The following is a 14,924-nucleotide window of genomic DNA, read 5'->3' on the forward strand; positions in this document are numbered from 1 at the left end:
TATTGCGACCACTTGCCCTTGTACCGCCAAAGCGGCATCTACGCCCGCAGCGGCGTTGAGCTGGACCGCTCCACGCTGGCCGGCTGGGTCGATCAGGCCGATCAGTTGCTGGACCCGCTGGTGGCGGCGCTGGGGCGCTACACCTTGGCGGCGGCCAAGATCCACGCCGACGACACCCCCGTCCCGGTGCTGCAGCCCGGGCGGGGCAAGACCAAGACCGGACGCTTGTGGGTGTACGTCAGAGACGACCGCCCGATCGGTTCCAGCGAGCCTCCTGCAGCCTGGTACCAGTACACGCCGGACCGCAAGGGTGAACACCCACAGCGGCACCTGCGGCAATACCGGGGCATCCTGCAGGCAGACGCCTATGGCGGCTGGGGCAAGCTCTACGGATCAGGCCAGATCACCGAGGCCGCTTGCTGGGCGCACGCGCGCCGACCTTGGTGGGATCTGTACCTCAGCAGCGGCAAAGACGAGACTTCCATCGCCGCACAGGCGCTCGGACGCATCGCCGAGCTGTATGCGATCGAACGCGACATTCGGGGACAACCTCCCGATGTTCGGCAGGCCCAACGCCAGGCGCGGGCTGGCCCGCTGCTGCAGGAGATGCACGCCTGGCTGAGCCAACTGCTGGGGCGGGTGTCGGCCAAATCGGCATTGGCACAAGCCATCGGCTACAGCCTCACTCGCTGGCAGGCCCTGACGCGCTATTGCGATGACGGCCGTATCGAGATGGACAACAACGCTGCCGAGCGGGCGCTGCGTGGGGTGGCCTTGGGACGGGGCAATTACCTGTTCATGGGCTCGGACGCTGGCGGCGAGCGCGCGGCCGCGATCTACAGCCTGGTGCAGACCGCCAAGCTCAATGGCCTGGATCCTGAGGCCTACCTGCGCGAGGTGCTCAGCCGTATTGCCGATCACCCCATCAACCGCATCGATGAGCTGTTGCCTTGGAACCTGATGCACACAGGGGTCAGCCCAACACAGCAGCGCCGGGCAGCATGAGTGCACCCGGCATCGACCCGCGGGTGCTGGACGCCCTGCAGAGCGCCAGCAGCCTGGAGCTGTTCCAGCTGAGCACGCTGATCGAGCGGCTGCTGGCCGATCCGCGGCGCATCATTGCCGTGCGCAAGGACATGCACCTGGGGCAGACGGTGCGCTTTGTGGACTGGCGTGATGGCAGCCTGCGCCAGGGCAAAGTCGTGGCCATGCGCGAGACACAGGTCACCATGCAGGACTTGCAGGAACGCAAGGAATGGAAGCTGCCCTACGCCGCGATCGAACCGCCGCAGCCCGATCCTGCGGCGCATCCTCAAGCGGTGGCGCCTGAGCCGCCCGCTGCACCGCGACCAACGCGCAACGACTTCCGATGTGGAGAGAAGGTTGCCTTCGAGGACAAGTACCTGCAGACTGTGGTGGGCACCATCGTGCGCATCAACAGCCGCACTGCCACCATCGACCCCGGCGACGGCACCCACTGGCGCGTCGGCTTCGCCCTGCTGCGCCACGTCGTAGACGTTTGACTGCCTCCCGCCCTCCCTGTCAAGAGGGTGTTGAGGCGACGCTTACCTCGAATGGGTATCGTGGTTCGTTCAACCACCATCGCCAGCTTGAACCCATCGGGTACATCCCGCCTGCAAACGCTGAGGCAAACTACTATCGGCAACTCGCCAGTCAAGCCTCTGTGGAAGTGAGCTGACTTAAACCAAACAGCCTCCGCAGAAACCAGGGTGATTCCCGAGGACGCATATGCACAATCAGCACTACCGCTCGTTGCGAGGATCATCAAATTCAGCCCAGCTTGCTTTCGTAACAATCAAACGTTCACCCTAGAAATGACCTGCTCGTGCCAACACGGCAGGCCAAGGAATCACGTTTTTATGACCCGGGAGATTGGTCAATAATTACGCACAACAATCCTTACAAACCCATTCTGCTGGCCTAGCCGTTCGCTTAAAGCCAAGCTGGGGCAGTCAGAGGTGAGCTAGAAAGCGAGAGTATGAACTCCGGGCTTGAGCAAATGGGTCGCGACATCTGCTGGCTTCGCTGGCGTGACGCCTTGAATCAGATCTGTCGCCTGCCGTCCGCTATTTGGCAAGTACAGTGCGCACACTTCTACCTGTGCTCCGGCCTTGATCAGGCCTTGCAGCATCTGCTGAGGTGTCACGTTACGGGGCTTAAGAGTAGGCATTTCTTTACCTGTGACAGCGATGTCTGCTGCAGCGTCACACAGCAAGATACGCACATTGGCTTTTTGCTCCAAAGCTTGCGCAGCCAGCACAAGACCTGCGCCCTGAGCCATAGCCTGGCCGCTGTGGATATTGACGAACAGGTGTTGTTGAGCGGAAGCTGCAGAAGCAAAGCCGAGCGCCGTTACTGCGATAAGCAAAGTTTTTTTCACGGAGTTTTCCTTGAGTTAAGTGCCGTGGCCCAAAGTTTGCAGGCCACTTCTTGACATTGTTCGGATGCCAATCCCGAGACCCTTGACAAATGACAATCCCAGTCAATGCAAGGGGTTATCTCACCGCTCATAGAAGCGACTCCTAGAACCTAGCAAAAGACACCAGTTCAGTGCGGCGGCCCTAAGCTCGCTGCGTTCGAGCCTGCTTAGAGCCGAACAGTTCGGCATGGCGTGGCGGGAAGTTCAGACCCCACCCCACAAGCGAACGCCCGCACTTCTTACAATGAGTTGGTTCCGATGTCATGAATGGGGTATAGCAATGCTGGATCCACAGGTGCCACCACGACATAACCCACTACATGCGACAGGCGAAGTGCCAAGATCACGTCAAGAGAAAAACTAGACGGTACGAAAAAATATGCATGACATACGGCAGCAAGCTTGCTCAGGAGGTGTAGCTCCGGCGCCGATTAAATATTTTTCCAATCAGCAAAAATCCCAGCGGCACAACGGCAGCGCCCAGCAACATCAGAGTTTCGCGTAAGGTAAGCAGCCCTACCCTTGCTTGCTGCAAGACCAGCAGGCTGTACAACACAAAAGCTACACCGTGTACCGGTCCCATCACGCTCACAACCTCGGGTATACCAGCCAGTCGCTTAAGTGGCACCGCCAATAATAAGAGTAACAATAAGGTCACACCCTCCGCATACGAAGCTAGGCGCAACCTGCGCACCGACGTACTCATAACGAGTCCACCGGGATCTTGAGATAACGGACGCCGTTGTCTTCAGGTGGTAACTGCCCACCGCGCATGTTTACCTGCACTGAGGGCAAGATCAGCACTGGCATAGCCAGGGTTGCATCGCGAGCCTCGCGCATTGACACAAAGCTTTCCTCATCCACGCCTTGATGTATGTGCACGTTGGCAGATTTTTGTACGGCTACCGTGGTCCTGCACTCAGGGGCACGGCTGCCAGCGGCCGGATAGTCGTGACAAAGATAGAGCTCGGTACTATCAGGCAGAGCTAGCACTTTTTGGATAGACCGGTATAACGTATGCGCATCGCCACCAGGGAAATCACAACGAGCCGTGCCATAGTCAGGCATGAAAAGCGTGTCACCCACGAAGGCGACCGTGCGTACGGAGTCGATGCTGTGGTCGGTGATCACGTAGGTCATGCAGGCGGGGGTATGGCCTGGCGTGTGCAAGGCTTGTGCGTGCAAGCCACCGATCTGGAAGCGGTCGCCCTCGGCTAAGAGCCGGTCGAATTGGCTGCCATCGCGGGCGAATTCGGTGCCGGCGTTGAACAGCTTGCCGAACACGTTTTGCACCGTGGTGATATGGCTGCCGATCGCCAGTTGACCACCCACCTGCCGTTGCAGGTAAGGGGCGGCCGACAGGTGGTCGGCATGCACATGGGTTTCCAGCAGCCACTGCACGTTCAGGCCCAGGACGCGCACCCGCTCAATCACGCGATCGGCGCTGGCGGTGTCGGTGCGGCCCGATTTCGGGTCGTAGTCCAGCACGCTGTCGATGATGGCGCACTGTTGCGTGGCGCTGTCCCACAGCAGGTGGCTGAAGGTCGAGGTGGCCGGGTCGAAGAAGGATTCGATCTGCATGCGTGTGGGGGCTGTCACGGCAACTCCTGCAAGAAGTTCTGAAACGGCGCGGGGCAAACACTCCGCGCCGGGGTGCAGCGGTGGCCGCTCAGAGGGACTTGGTGGAGAAGTACCAGTCCTTCATCGCGTAGCCTTCGCCTTTGCGGGCTTCGATGGCGGCGGGTGTTTTGGGCGGGGGCACGATCACGTCACAACCCGGCGTCCAGCCTTCCGGCGTGGCGATCTTGTTGGCGTCGCTGGTCTGCATGGCTTGCAGCAGGCGCACAAACTCATCGATGGAACGGCCGTTGCTCATGGGGTAATACACCATGGCGCGCAGCTTGCCTTCGGGGTCGATGAAAAAGGTGGCACGCACAGCCTGGGTGTCGGCAGCGCCGGGGTGGATCATCCCGTAGGCCTGGGCAACTTCCATCTTGATATCGTCAATGATGGGGAACGGAATCTCCACACCAAAGTTGTTCTTGATGCTCTGCATCCAGGCCAAGTGCGAATAGATGCTGTCGATGGACAGACCCAGCAATTCGCAGTTCATGGACTTGAACTGTTCAGCGTGCTTGGCAAAACCGATGAATTCGGTGGTGCACACCGGTGTGAAGTCGGCGGGGTGCGAAAACAGCACCAGCCACTTACCCTTGTAGTCGGCCAGGCTGCGTTCGCCGTGGGTGGTGTTGACTTTGAAATCGGGGGCGGGTTCGTTGATACGGGGCAAACCGGAAGGCGTGGTCATAAGAAGCTCCTGTTGAAAAGTGGGAAGGTCGATCATCAATCAAATGGGCATTACCCTGTGTTGATGGATGAAGTTTGAGCTATCAACTTCTGCCCACCCATAACAAAAATCAATGCAACAATTGGGATTGGCTATGGCCGCCATAGCCTGGCGGGCACGCCATTGTGATCAGCCCTTGGCCGCCAACAGCAGTGACTCGTCCACGATGCGGTAGAGGCGCCCCTGCTTGTCCACCGCCTTGATGGCGCCGATCTTGACCAGATGCGAGACCTCGCGGCTCACGGTCTCCAGCTTCAGGTCCATCATCGCACCCATGTCCTCACGCGAGAACAGCGTCGATAGCGACGGATCGGTGCTGTGCCGCATCTTGAGCACGAACTGCCCCACCCGCTGGCGCGCGGTGCCGAAGTTGATCGCGGCCAACCAGTCGTCGGCCTCGCGCAGCGTTTTTTGCCATTTGTTGAGCAGACCGGCGTGCATGCGCGGCGACCGCTGGCTCAGGTGATGGATCACCTCGGTGGGGATGCGGCACACCGTCACATCGGTGAGCGCGGTGACGTTGCTGTCGTAGCACTCGGTGGCCAAGGCCTCCAGCCCCACCACATCACCCGGACGCAACAGGCGCAGGATGCGCTGTCGTCCGTCGGCCGTGACGCGTGAGAGTTTGAGCATGCCCGAGCGCAAGGTATACACGCCATGCGCCGCCTGCCCTTCGGCGTGCAGGGTGTCGCCGCTGCGGTAGGCCAGGTCATCGATGGGGGCATGGATGTGCGCGAAATCACCTTCGGTCAGGCTGCCAAACAGCGCCATTTCACGTATGGCGCAGGTGCGACAATCGGATGTGCCGCGCCAGGCGGATTCGGTTTTGATGGGAATCATCATGTGAGCGTGAAGCCGTCAGTCATTTTTTTGAAATCAAGGGAAAAACCTCCCCGAGTATTAAGTCTTATTACCTTGGGAGGTGGGATGGGTAGGATGTTTACGAGCCTGGCAAAAAACGGTCCGTTGAGTGCCAAGAAGCAAGTCAAGCATGCGTCAGCCAACGTTTGTTAATTTATTACAAATAATGCTTTCTGGGATAACTGACCCGCTGAGCAGTTTGGCAGTTGCGCCTATCGGGCTGCGGCGTTGAACCCAAAGGAGAAAAACTTGGCTCCAAAACCACCCTCCCCCCACAGGGCCATGGACGAAGGCCTCGATAACTCAAGGCGCGATTGGCTGCGCGCGATGAGTGGCTTGGGTGTCGGTACCGCACTGGGCTGGCAGACGGCAGCCCACGCGCGCGCACGCGCCACACCATGCGTTGCAGGTGTTCGTGCGCGATGGCTGCGCCCACTGCGCCGACGCCAAAGCCTTTTTGCCGCAGTGGGCGACCCGTCACCCCGATGTGCGGGTGTGGCTGCGACCCGTGGACACCGACACCGCTGCGCGGGACGACTTGCTGCGGTTGTCTGAGCAGGGGGGTGTCTGGCCACCCGGTGTACCCACGTTCGTGTACCAGGGCAGGTTGCTGGCAGGCTTTGCCGACGCGGCGACCTCGGGCCCTGAACTCGACGCCTTGGTGGCACCGCCGCAGGTGCGTGGCGCAGATTCCGCCTCTCCTGCGCCTGGGCCAGTGCATGCGGTTGAGACCCACTGGGGTGACCTGACCGTAGAACGCCTGGGCCTGCCGCTGTTCACGCTATCGCTGGGATTGGTGGACGGCTTCAACCTATGCGCCATGTGGGTGCTGCTGTTTTTGTTGTCGCGGCTGGTGCATTTGCGAGACCGTCGCCGCATGGCACTGATCGCCGGTACATTTGTTCTGGTGAGTGGTGCGGAGTACTACGCTTTCATGGCGGCTTGGCTCAACTTGTTTCTTGCGGTGGGTCTATCCACTGCGATGCGCGTAGGGTTGGCTTTGCTGGCGCTGGGCATGGCGGCGTTTCATCTGAAAGATTTCGTCAAAGGATTCCGGGGGCCTAGCCTGTCGATTCCGGTCTCGGCCAAACCGGGGCTCTACGCACGCATGCGCAACGTGATGCAGGCCCACTCCCTGCCTCTGGCCCTGCTGGGCGTGGTCAGTTTGGCGGTGGTGGTCAACTTTGTAGAGTTGCTGTGCACCGCCGGGCTGCCCGCGCTCTACACCGCCGTGCTGACCCAGCAGGCCCTGCCCCCGGCGGCCCATTACAGCTACCTGGGCTTGTACATCCTGGGCTACCTCGCAGACGACGCGCTGATGGTTGGCTCTGCCGCTTGGGCGCTGCAAAGCCAGAAACTGGACGAAAGCCATGGACGCTGGCTCAAACTGCTCAACGGAGCGCTGATGGAGGCTTTAGGTCTGACCATGCTGCTGCGGCCCCAATGGCTCTGGTGACACTGCGGGACGGTGCCTGGCCCACACACAGGTTGGAACCGTTGCAGTCAGGCTTTGAAGCAGACTTGTGGCTCCGATGTCAGCGCAAGCCGTCGAGGTAGAGCTGGCGCAGTTGCGCGAACTGCTCGGCGCTCAGCATCTGGCGCAAGTGCGCCACACAGCGCTCGCGTCCTTGGAAATGCTGGACCTCGGCTTCGGCGACCTGCTTCATCAGCGCGTCGCGGTCTGCCTGCGGCTTGTTGTCCAGCAGGGCCATGCGCAGTTGGCCGCGAAGCTCAATGATCTTCTTCTGCACTGCCACACGGCCAGGCATGGCCTGCTTGCGGTAGTCGTCGAGCGACTTGATCTGCTCGGGCGTGAGCTTGAGGTCGGCTTCGTAGCGCATGGTCAGCGGCATCAGCTCGACCACGGGAATGGCTCCGTCGCCGGGAACGCCTTTGGCGGCGGCGAAGCCAGCGGTGGCCACCAGGGCGAGGACGATGGCGCCTTGGCGCAGGGTGTTCAGGGAAGACTTCATAAAAAACTCCGTAGGGATGAAAAAAGGGTTAAAGCTCAGTGTTTGTGGTCCATGCCAGGCTTCATGGGCATGGGCGAGTTGCCACCGCCCAATACCGTCACCGACGCCTTGATGTCCTGGGTGAAGCGTTTTTTGGCATCGTCCTCAAACACCAGGGTGATGGGCACCTGTTCACCACCCTTGAGCGGTTGCTTCAGGTCCATCAACATCACGTGGTAGCCGCCGGGCTTGAGCTCCATGGTGCGGTCGGCGGCCAAATCCAGGCCTGGGATCTGGCGCATCTTCATGATGTCCTTCTCCAGGGTCATTTCATGGATCTCGACCACACCGGCCACGGGTGATTTGGCCTCGACCAGCCGCGCGTTGGCCGAGGGCGTCAGACGCATGAAGGCGCCGGTGGCCTTTTGCGTGGCGACGGTGCCACGCACCCAGGCGTCTTCCACCTTGACGGTGGTCTGCGCCCAGGCAGTGACTGTGATGGCCAGCAGGCCGGTGATGATGAGTTGCTTCATGCTGGTGACTCCTCGTTGGGAATGTGAAAACGTTGAATCGCTTACGCGGGCTGGGCCAGCAGCGTGCGCACGTCGGCGGTGTAGTCGCTGACGGTCTGTTCGTGGCGCAGCACCACACGGATGCGGCCCTGGCGGTCGATCAGGTAACTCAAGGCCGTGTGGTCCATGGTGTAGCTGCTGCCAGTGGGCACCTTTTTGTAGTGCACCCGAAACTCGTCGGCCGTTTTTTGGGTGGCCTCTGCACTGCCGGTGAGCGCCAGGAAGGATGGGTGAAACGCAGCCATGTACTCGCGCAGCAGCTCGGGCGTGTCGCGCTCGGGATCCACGGTGACGAAGATCACCTGCAGCTCAGCAGCCTGCGGACCCAGCTGCTGCATCACCGCGGCGGCGCGGGTCAGCGCGGTGGGGCAGACGTCGGGGCACTGTACGAAACCGAAGTACAGCATCACGACCTTGCCCTTGAAGTCGCTAAGGCTGCGCGTCTGCCCGTTGAAATCGGTCAGTTGGAAGCCGCTCGCGTAGTCTGCACCCGTGACGTCGATGCCTTTGAAGGGTGAGTTGCCACCGTAAAGGCCCGAGGTGTGCGGGTCACAGCCAGATAGCAGCAACGTGCCGCTGGCGACCAGCCAAACCAGCGCCTGGCGGCGAGATGAAATGAATGTGGAGATGGAAGGCATGGCGCCTCCTGAAAACGCAGAACACAAGGCGCGCCAGACGGACGCACCACCGCAAGGTTTTTCAGGCGGCGAATGGGGGCGCGCGCGACTGCGCCGGCGCCCAGATGGTCGCGGTCAACAGGGCGCGGTAAAAAGCAGGGGGACGATCGGTAAGGCGCGGCGGCAGACCCACATCGATCTGCACCACCGGCAGGTCAGCGGCACCGCCGTGCAGCGAGCACCACATGCAGTGCTGGTTGGCGTCGCTGGTGGGTACGCTGCCGTCGGGCCGTTGATCGCGCGCCTCGCCTGTGTCGGCCTTGACCCAAGCCATGCCGCTGACGCTGCACACCTCCAGCCATTCGGTGCGGTCGGTGCCGAGCAACATGGCCTGCGTCGCCGTGGGCAACAGCGCGCCCAACACCAGAGACAAAAGGGCGACCCAGGTGGTAAAACGCCGCTGGAGGCGCTTCAGGAACATGGCTGGAGTGTGTCAGTGTGGTTTGGCGGAAAGTTATATGTGCCGCACGCGAGGGGATTGTTGACGGTCCCGTTCATGTACGCTCCTCCAGGGCAAGGCCCAATGGATAAGAACCTCTCTCGGGCAGTTGGGCTGCGATGTCTTGCAGCGCGCTCTGAAGCATTTCCTCTATCACGGGGTGATAGAAGGGCAACTGCAACAGGCTAGAGGCGGTTTCGCCACGCTGGATCGCCCAGGCCAGCAGGTGAGCTATATGCTCGCCACCGGTTGCCACCATGGCAGCACCCAACAAACGGCCGTCGCGGGCATCTGCGTACACGCGCAGCAAGCTGTCGGTGGCACCCAAAATACGGGCGCGGCCGTTTTTGTCGCCCCCGGCGGTGCCAATCACCACGCCCTCCGGCGGCAGTGCATCGAAGCGGGCTCCCACGCTGGCAATATCAGGATTGGAGAACGCAATGCCCAATGAGACCTTGCGCGCAAAGCGGGTTGGCGTAGCGCGTACGGCGTTGTAGCCAGCTATGGCTCCCTCATCAGCGGCCTCGTGCATCAACGGGCGGTCCGCGTTAGCGTCGCCCGCAATGAACACTGGGAGGTCACCGATCTGCATCGTGGCCGGGTCAAACTGCGGGTTGCTGCGCGAGTCCAACGGAAAGCCTGCGGCCTTCAGGTTCAAGCCATCGGTGTTGGGGCGACGGCCCAGAGCGGCGAGCAGCAGATCCACCTCGACCTCACGCTCACCAGCACGCAGGCGCATGCCGTCCTCAGTGCGTTCCACGCGAGTTTCTACGCCTAGCCATAGGTCCATTTCACGTCCAAAGCGGGCGCGAGCGCGCTCGGCCAGAATGGGGTCGCTGATGCCAGCCACGTGAGGCGCAAGGTCTGCACCCACCACCTGCACGCCCAGGCGGGACAGGGCTAGGCCCATCTCAAGGCCAATCGCGCCCAGGCCCAAGATGCCCACCCGTGCAGGCAAGCTGGGCAACTCGAATAAACCGTCGGTAGTGACGGTGCGGTCTTGCACTTGGGCCAGCCAGCCCGGCACTACTGGATGGGAACCGGTGGCAATCACCACCGCTTCGGCACGGATACGTTTCACACCGTCGGGAGTTTCCACCTCAAGCAAAGTGGGCTCAAGGAAGCGAGCTTTCCCCTCCAGCAGGCGCTCCTTGGCCCCCGCACGGGCTTTGCTCGCTGCGTTGTTGCTGAAAAAATCTCGTTGTTCTCGCAGCTTCGCCCACGTGACGGACAAGTCAATGGACAGCCCTTGTACGCCCTGCGCACCCAAGTCAGCCAAAGCTTTGCGGGTCGCCCACTCGGCGCCTGCGTGCAAAGCCACCTTGGAGGGCATACAGCCCACCCGAGCGCAGGTAGTGCCCAGAGGGCCAGGATCGATCATCACGAAACGGCGGCCAGCGCGGCGCACTTCTCTGAGGGCATGCATACCGGCAGTGCCGGCGCCTAAGATGACAATTTCGGTAAGAATTTCTGGAGGCATTTGGACTTCGATTGCTTGGAAAAATGCGCGTCAATGTGGCTATCAGAGATTCGGCATTCTGACCGACGACGGTCTGATGACGGGCCGTGCCGTTAAGGCGTAGGTTCCCCAGGGGTCAAGTCGTGCGGCGCAGCAACCGCACATGCATGGGCCGCACGAATTGCACCCCCTCGGCGCCTACATGCGGCTCGAACGCGGCACGCACACGCGCTTCCAGTGCCGGCGTGACGGCGTGGTCTGCAAAACTGGGATAGAGCATGCGTTGCGCGAATTCCGGCCAGTCTTTGAACCGCACCGGCTGGGTAAAGTGTCGTTCGGCAGCCGCTTGCCAATAGCTGCCTGCGGCCAGCGCGCGTTCCACCGCCGCCTGCGCAGCGGCCCGCACTGTGCCTTCGTCGTTGTAGAGACGCACGATCTCGTTGAGCGTACCACCATAGATGGGCTCGCTCACGTAGAGCCAGCCTCCTGGCCGCACAACCCGCGCAACCTCGACCAGTGCGGCGTCCATGGACTTTACCGGCACATGGTGCAGACTTTTGAGCATGAGTGCGCCGTCGAAGCTGGCGTTGCCAAAGGGCACGGCCTCGGCGCTGCCCGCCAGAAACTGTAAGCCATCCTGCGGGTGGGCCTGGTTCTTGGCATGCTGCACCCCATCCACCTCCAGACCCACCAACTGGCTGCCGGCATACCGTTGCAACAAGTGGCGCGCCAAGCGGGCGCCGCCACAACCCAGTTCGATCAGGCGCTGCCCGGCCAAAGGCACCAGGTCGGCCAACACTTCGAGTTCGTCCTTCTGGGAGGGCAGTTGATCGGGATCGGAAATGGCAGCGTGCATAGTGGGTTTGTGTCGAGAGGCGTTGTCTGGAAGACCATCAGAGACCAGCATCTGGTGTCACGAGCCGTGTGTGTCAGGTTCCAAAGTTCTCCGGCATCTGCACCGCCACCACCACACCTTTGGCGGTCATCACTGTACGCGCCCAGACTTGGCTCTCGATAACCACCTTGCGGCCCTTGATTTCTTTGACCTGACCGCGAATGACGAGCTCTGCATCAATGGGTGTGGGCTTGAGGAAATCCACATGCAAAGAGCCGGTGACAAACCGGAAGGCGGGTAGCGAATCCATGCTTCGGCCTTCTTGGCGGTACATGGCGGCCGCCGCACTGGCGGTGCTGTGGCAATCGATCAACGAGGCGATCAGCCCACCGTAGGCAAACCCTGGCACCGAGGTGTGAAAGGGCTCGGGCCGGAATCGGGTCACGGTCTCATCGCCCTCCCATTCGGTCTTGATCTGGTGGCCATGCGGGTTCTGGCTGCCACATCCATAGCAGTGCGAAAGGTTTTCTGGGTAGTGGTCCTGGAAGGCGTACATGTGGTTCTCCGTGAATTCGTCTAGTGGATAGTCAGAGGCCCAGCGCCGCCTTGAGCTGAGCTTCGGTGCTGGCGAACTCGTGACCCATCACACGCCCCTGATCAAGGCGGATCAGCGTGACAGCATTCTCCTGCCGGGGCCATTCGGCTAGGGTCTTGGCGTCGAGCGATACACCCACTTCAAAGGGCTGCTCGCGCAGCGAGGGCAGCGCGAAGGTGCGAGTGATGAAGCCGGGCATCTTGCTCATGTCGGCCAAGTAAACTGCGTGGCGGCTGGCCAGCAACCCTTTCGGTTGTGGCGACAACACCGCCATGACCAGGTTGGACGCCGTGCGGCCAGCGGCAAAGATCACCAGCTGGGTGTCGGGTGCGATGCGCCACGCCTGCTCATGCTGGTTTTGAAGGGTCGGCACTGGCAGGGGCTGGCCGACCTCAATGGGGCCGGCCAGCGCGGTCAGCGGGCAGGCCAGGCACAAGGCCAGAAGGATCTTGTTCATGCGGTTTCGTGTTGTTGGCGCGGGTGGGCGTGGCCGCAGCTGGCGCGGCCGTCAGTGTTGACCATGTGGTCAGCCATCTGCGTGAAAGCCTGCAGCAAGCTGTCGCGCAGCGGTTCATCAGCCACCTGTTCGGTCAGGGCGGTGCGCATACACAGCATCCATTCATCACGCTCTGTGGAACCGATCGCGTAAGGCGCGTGGCGCATGCGCAGGCGCGGATGGCCCTTCTTCTCGATGTACAGGTTGGGACCACCGAACCAGCCCGAGAGGAACTCGAACAGGCTCACGTTGGCGCCGGCTAGGCTCTCGGGGTGGATGCGGCGCGCGGCATAGGCCTCGGGCAGCTCGTCCATGAGTTCGTAGAAGCGGTCCACCAGGCGGTGGATGCCGTCGGCGCCGCCCAGGGCTTCATAGACGGTGGGGTTTGCGGTGTCGGACATGAGTGTTTCCTTATCAGCCGGCCTTGGCGGGGGCCGGCGCAGCGGCCGCGGGCGGGGCACCGAACAGGCGGTCAGTTAGCTTGACGTACCAGGCCGCGGCCTGCACCTGGACGATGTAGGCCAACGCGATCAGCAGGGCTGCGTCGGCGCCGGCGCTGCCGAACACGCCCATGGCGATGGCCAGGGCGATGGAGAGGTTGCGCATGACGGTGCCATAGACCAGGGCGATGGCATCACCCCGCTTGAACATCGCCTTGCCGACCACGGTGCTGATGGCGAAATTCAGCGCATAGACCAGCACCAGGGGCAGCAGCAGGCCGGGCAGCAGCCCGGGGTTGGCGAAGATGTCCTGCGACTTCAGCGCCATGGAAACGAAGACGATGCCCAGCACGCCCAGGGTGGAAAAGGGCGGGAACTTGGGCTTGAGCTTCTGGTTGAAGTGGGGTTCGCCGTACTTGCCGATCAGCCAGCGCTGGGTGAGGGTGCCCAGCCCCAGCGGCAGGAAGACGATCAGCGCGATCTGCATGAAGACCTGAAGGACCGGGATTTCGACCACGGTGCCCAGCAGGAGCTTGAGGTAGACCGGGGCGAGCAGCGAACCGGCGATCAGGCCGACCACGGTCATCTTCACGGCGGCAGGCACGTTGCCCTTGGCGAAGCCAGTCCACGAGATCGTCATGCCCGAGGTGGGGAGCAATGCGGTGAGCAGCAGCGCCAGCCGCACCATGGGCTGGTCGGCAAAGAACAGCAGGCCGGCCGCGTAGCCGATGGCCGGCATGAGCAGGAAGTTGATGACCAGCGTCGTGCCCTGCAGCGTGCCGCCACCGGGCTTGAGCAGCTCCTTCACGTTCATCGTCACCATCATGGGATAGACCATGAGGAAGGTCAGCAGCAGGATGGCCGAGCGCAGGAAGCCGGGGTCGGCCACCTGGCCGAAACCCAGCCCGGCCAGCATGGCCAGCGGGATGCTCCAGACCAGGTTCTTCTGCAGCCAGTTGAGGACGTTCCACATGGTGTGCTCCCTCACGCGCCGGTCAGGCGTTCTTCAGGGCCAGGGCCCAGGCCTGCATGGCGTCGTTGGCCGGCTTCATGGGGGCATCCATGAAGCTGATGACGAAGTGGCTGCCCAGGTCGGCGATGCCGATGCTGCGCGGACGCACCGCCAGCACCTGCGGGTTGGGCAGGGCATGGCCGAAGCAGAACAGCACGTTGCTGGCGGCCACGATCTCGGGGGCGATGTCGCCACCAATGGTCTTGGTGTGGGCGAAGTGGTCGAAGGTGCCGATGTAGCTCACGCGCGGGGTGCTGGCGATGCAGGCTTTGAAGTAATCGACGATATCGGCCACGCTAGTGTGCTTGGTCTCGGTCTTGCCAATGTCCAAGACGGTGATCGGGTATTTTTCCTGGAAGTGAAGTTGTTTCATGGTGAGTCGCTCGGGGTGAAGATGAGCTTGCGCAGCGGGGTTTGGTCTCGTGTGTTCATGTGGTAACGGAAAAGATCACTCAATTTCCGTGCCAGACAGTCATGCCGAAATAATTGAATTCAATCAATGACTTAGACCGATGCCCATTCATAATCGAACAAGAAAACTGCCAAACCGCCATTTATGACAGCCAATATCGTCACATCCGCCCCTGCCCGCCCACCCAGTACACAAAAGCCTTGAGCTTAAGCAAACCAGCATGACAACCCCATGGCAGTCAAAAGCGACAGAAATGACTGCCAATATCCTGCCTTCAAAGCCCCCCACCCGCTTAGACACCTATAAGTAGTTGATTTTTATAAGGTTCCTATGGCGGCATGCTGTGGCATGTTTCTTGTTTACGCTCTTCAGAAGCACTGCCGGCAT

19 protein-coding genes and 1 pseudogene are annotated in these 14,924 nt (G+C 61.4%); 4 read left to right on the forward strand and 16 right to left on the reverse strand.

All coding sequences use genetic code 11. From position 1 onward, the window contains the following. The 3 genes and pseudogenes from tnpC to BN2503_RS21460 all read left to right on the forward strand — a co-directional run. A partial coding sequence (gene tnpC / locus BN2503_RS15330) for an IS66 family transposase (RefSeq protein WP_148639762.1) occupies positions 1-1,005 on the forward strand: 1,005 nt, incomplete at its 5' end. Then, positions 1,002-1,523, forward strand: a complete 522-nt coding sequence (locus BN2503_RS15335; RefSeq protein WP_054257512.1) for a hypothetical protein — start codon at positions 1,002-1,004, stop codon at positions 1,521-1,523. The genes tnpC and BN2503_RS15335, both read left to right, overlap by 4 nt. Positions 1,524-1,563: 40 nt before the next feature. Further along, positions 1,564-1,699, forward strand: a pseudogene (locus BN2503_RS21460) (IS3 family transposase); the annotation flags it as partial. A 285-nt stretch (positions 1,700-1,984) separates the two neighbouring features. Here the strand turns inward: BN2503_RS21460 and BN2503_RS19560 are convergent. The 5 genes from BN2503_RS19560 to BN2503_RS15355 all read right to left on the reverse strand — a co-directional run bounded on the left by BN2503_RS19560 (position 1,985) and on the right by BN2503_RS15355 (position 5,627). Next, positions 1,985-2,401, reverse strand: coding sequence for a DsrE family protein (locus tag BN2503_RS19560; RefSeq protein ID WP_074930382.1), 417 nt, complete (start codon positions 2,399-2,401; stop codon positions 1,985-1,987). Positions 2,402-2,846: 445 nt separating this feature from the next. After that, positions 2,847-3,146: a DUF3817 domain-containing protein gene (locus BN2503_RS19565; RefSeq protein WP_074930380.1), complete on the reverse strand. Its 300-nt coding sequence runs from the start codon at positions 3,144-3,146 to the stop codon at positions 2,847-2,849. Continuing rightward, positions 3,143-4,021 carry an MBL fold metallo-hydrolase gene (locus tag BN2503_RS15345; RefSeq protein WP_054257514.1) on the reverse strand — a complete coding sequence of 293 codons (879 nt, stop codon included), beginning with the start codon at positions 4,019-4,021 and terminating at the stop codon, positions 3,143-3,145. Before BN2503_RS15345 ends, BN2503_RS19565 begins: the two co-directional genes overlap by 4 nt. Before the next feature lie 88 nt (positions 4,022-4,109). Further along, positions 4,110-4,748, reverse strand: coding sequence for a peroxiredoxin (locus BN2503_RS15350; protein WP_054257515.1), 639 nt, complete (start codon positions 4,746-4,748; stop codon positions 4,110-4,112). A 168-nt stretch (positions 4,749-4,916) separates the two neighbouring features. Beyond that, positions 4,917-5,627, reverse strand: coding sequence for a Crp/Fnr family transcriptional regulator (locus BN2503_RS15355; RefSeq protein ID WP_054257536.1), 711 nt, complete (start codon positions 5,625-5,627; stop codon positions 4,917-4,919). Between the two features lie 361 nt (positions 5,628-5,988). Between BN2503_RS15355 and BN2503_RS15360 the strand changes: the two genes are divergently transcribed. After that, positions 5,989-7,104, forward strand: a complete 1,116-nt coding sequence (locus tag BN2503_RS15360) for a glutaredoxin family protein (protein WP_139235488.1) — start codon at positions 5,989-5,991, stop codon at positions 7,102-7,104. Positions 7,105-7,183: 79 nt separating this feature from the next. Here BN2503_RS15360 and BN2503_RS15365 read toward each other — a convergent pair whose 3' ends face one another. The 11 genes from BN2503_RS15365 to BN2503_RS15415 all read right to left on the reverse strand — a co-directional run bounded on the left by BN2503_RS15365 (position 7,184) and on the right by BN2503_RS15415 (position 14,498). Beyond that, complete coding sequence (locus BN2503_RS15365) at positions 7,184-7,621, reverse strand: Spy/CpxP family protein refolding chaperone (RefSeq protein ID WP_054257517.1); 438 nt, start codon at positions 7,619-7,621, stop codon at positions 7,184-7,186. 35 nt (positions 7,622-7,656) lie between these two features. Then, positions 7,657-8,133, reverse strand: coding sequence for a copper chaperone PCu(A)C (locus BN2503_RS15370; RefSeq protein ID WP_054257518.1), 477 nt, complete (start codon positions 8,131-8,133; stop codon positions 7,657-7,659). Positions 8,134-8,174: 41 nt separating this feature from the next. Beyond that, positions 8,175-8,810, reverse strand: coding sequence for an SCO family protein (locus tag BN2503_RS15375; RefSeq protein ID WP_054257519.1), 636 nt, complete (start codon positions 8,808-8,810; stop codon positions 8,175-8,177). 61 nt (positions 8,811-8,871) lie between these two features. After that, complete coding sequence (locus BN2503_RS15380; RefSeq protein WP_054257520.1) at positions 8,872-9,270, reverse strand: DUF2946 domain-containing protein; 399 nt, start codon at positions 9,268-9,270, stop codon at positions 8,872-8,874. Between the two features lie 73 nt (positions 9,271-9,343). Next, positions 9,344-10,768: a dihydrolipoyl dehydrogenase gene (locus tag BN2503_RS15385; RefSeq protein ID WP_054257521.1), complete on the reverse strand. Its 1,425-nt coding sequence runs from the start codon at positions 10,766-10,768 to the stop codon at positions 9,344-9,346. A 115-nt stretch (positions 10,769-10,883) separates the two neighbouring features. Further along, on the reverse strand, positions 10,884-11,603 hold the full coding sequence (locus tag BN2503_RS15390) for a class I SAM-dependent methyltransferase (RefSeq protein WP_054257522.1): 720 nt from the start codon (positions 11,601-11,603) through the stop codon (positions 10,884-10,886). A gap of 73 nt (positions 11,604-11,676) precedes the next feature. Further along, positions 11,677-12,138: a PaaI family thioesterase gene (locus BN2503_RS15395; protein WP_054257523.1), complete on the reverse strand. Its 462-nt coding sequence runs from the start codon at positions 12,136-12,138 to the stop codon at positions 11,677-11,679. Positions 12,139-12,169: 31 nt separating this feature from the next. Continuing rightward, positions 12,170-12,634, reverse strand: coding sequence for a hypothetical protein (locus BN2503_RS15400; RefSeq protein WP_054257524.1), 465 nt, complete (start codon positions 12,632-12,634; stop codon positions 12,170-12,172). After that, complete coding sequence (locus BN2503_RS15405) at positions 12,631-13,074, reverse strand: group II truncated hemoglobin (protein WP_054257525.1); 444 nt, start codon at positions 13,072-13,074, stop codon at positions 12,631-12,633. The genes BN2503_RS15400 and BN2503_RS15405 overlap by 4 nt, the downstream gene beginning before the upstream one ends. A 13-nt stretch (positions 13,075-13,087) precedes the next feature. Beyond that, positions 13,088-14,086, reverse strand: a complete 999-nt coding sequence (locus tag BN2503_RS15410) for an arsenic resistance protein (protein WP_054257526.1) — start codon at positions 14,084-14,086, stop codon at positions 13,088-13,090. 22 nt (positions 14,087-14,108) lie between these two features. Continuing rightward, a complete protein-coding gene (locus BN2503_RS15415; RefSeq protein WP_054257527.1) occupies positions 14,109-14,498 on the reverse strand; it encodes a DUF6858 family protein in 390 nt (129 codons plus the stop codon). Between the last annotated feature and the right edge of the window lie 426 nt (positions 14,499-14,924).

The organism is Paenacidovorax caeni, assembly GCF_001298675.1.
In the GTDB taxonomy this organism is placed as follows: Bacteria; Pseudomonadota; Gammaproteobacteria; order Burkholderiales; family Burkholderiaceae_C; genus Paenacidovorax; species Paenacidovorax caeni.

Coding starts and splice junctions, on each gene's coding strand:
- BN2503_RS15335 (WP_054257512.1), top strand. CDS start 1,002: ATGAGTGCACCCGGCATCGACCCGCGGGTGCTGGACGCCCTGCAGAGC.
- BN2503_RS19565 (WP_074930380.1), bottom strand. CDS start 3,146: ATGAGTACGTCGGTGCGCAGGTTGCGCCTAGCTTCGTATGCGGAGGGT.
- BN2503_RS15345 (WP_054257514.1), bottom strand. CDS start 4,021: ATGCAGATCGAATCCTTCTTCGACCCGGCCACCTCGACCTTCAGCCAC.
- BN2503_RS15350 (WP_054257515.1), bottom strand. CDS start 4,748: ATGACCACGCCTTCCGGTTTGCCCCGTATCAACGAACCCGCCCCCGAT.
- BN2503_RS15355 (WP_054257536.1), bottom strand. CDS start 5,627: ATGATTCCCATCAAAACCGAATCCGCCTGGCGCGGCACATCCGATTGT.
- BN2503_RS15365 (WP_054257517.1), bottom strand. CDS start 7,621: ATGAAGTCTTCCCTGAACACCCTGCGCCAAGGCGCCATCGTCCTCGCC.
- BN2503_RS15370 (WP_054257518.1), bottom strand. CDS start 8,133: ATGAAGCAACTCATCATCACCGGCCTGCTGGCCATCACAGTCACTGCC.
- BN2503_RS15375 (WP_054257519.1), bottom strand. CDS start 8,810: ATGCCTTCCATCTCCACATTCATTTCATCTCGCCGCCAGGCGCTGGTT.
- BN2503_RS15380 (WP_054257520.1), bottom strand. CDS start 9,270: ATGTTCCTGAAGCGCCTCCAGCGGCGTTTTACCACCTGGGTCGCCCTT.
- BN2503_RS15385 (WP_054257521.1), bottom strand. CDS start 10,768: ATGCCTCCAGAAATTCTTACCGAAATTGTCATCTTAGGCGCCGGCACT.
- BN2503_RS15390 (WP_054257522.1), bottom strand. CDS start 11,603: ATGCACGCTGCCATTTCCGATCCCGATCAACTGCCCTCCCAGAAGGAC.
- BN2503_RS15395 (WP_054257523.1), bottom strand. CDS start 12,138: ATGTACGCCTTCCAGGACCACTACCCAGAAAACCTTTCGCACTGCTAT.
- BN2503_RS15400 (WP_054257524.1), bottom strand. CDS start 12,634: ATGAACAAGATCCTTCTGGCCTTGTGCCTGGCCTGCCCGCTGACCGCG.
- BN2503_RS15405 (WP_054257525.1), bottom strand. CDS start 13,074: ATGTCCGACACCGCAAACCCCACCGTCTATGAAGCCCTGGGCGGCGCC.
- BN2503_RS15410 (WP_054257526.1), bottom strand. CDS start 14,086: ATGTGGAACGTCCTCAACTGGCTGCAGAAGAACCTGGTCTGGAGCATC.
- BN2503_RS15415 (WP_054257527.1), bottom strand. CDS start 14,498: ATGAAACAACTTCACTTCCAGGAAAAATACCCGATCACCGTCTTGGAC.